This window comes from Desulfovibrio desulfuricans, from assembly GCF_024460775.1.
Taxonomy (GTDB): Bacteria; Desulfobacterota; Desulfovibrionia; order Desulfovibrionales; family Desulfovibrionaceae; genus Desulfovibrio; species Desulfovibrio desulfuricans_E.
Window position 1 is genome coordinate 1 of sequence record NZ_JANFYZ010000041.1, and the last position, 611, is coordinate 611.

1 pseudogene is annotated in these 611 nt (G+C 54.8%); it reads left to right on the forward strand.

Features of this window, described 5'->3' with window-relative positions:
* Window positions 1-611: pseudogene (locus NE637_RS15335) on the forward strand (hypothetical protein); the annotation flags it as partial.

Genomic DNA, 611 nt, shown 5'->3' on the forward strand with positions numbered 1-611 from the left:
CTTTGCCGTGCCCAACTTGGCCTTCAGTTGCCCAAGCAAGCTGAGAAACTGAGTATAGAAGCCTGGCTGCTCTGCCTTTCCATGAAGGACGTGACCACCTTTGGTCCCTACACTTTCAATCAGGCCATGCTGGATACGGCCCTTGATCATGCGGTCCAACTCTGGGGCGACCTCACGGCCCACCGTGCCGGGAATTTGTCCCTTTCACAGGTAACCTGCGCCCAAGGTTTTTACCCAATCTGTTCCTACTGCGAATACAATGGCGACTGCCCCAAGTTCCCACAGGGCGTGCATATGCCGCAATGGGAACCGGCACTTGAAAAGCTGGCGGCCCTCAAGGAGCAGCGCACCGCTTTAGATAGCGAAATCAAAGAGATGGAAACTGTGCTCAAACTTGTTCACCGCCAGGCTGGCACACGGGATTGGGTAGACACGGGAAACTACCGATTCCGCATGTCTGTGACAGCAGGTCGAACCACGTTGGACAAGGATGCTCTGCGGGAGGAGTTGACCGAGATTTTTCATGCGGAGCATTTGGGAGACATCGACGTAAACGCCTTGCTGGCCCGCTGTGAGCGTACGGGCTCACCTTTCGAAAAATTGAGCATTTC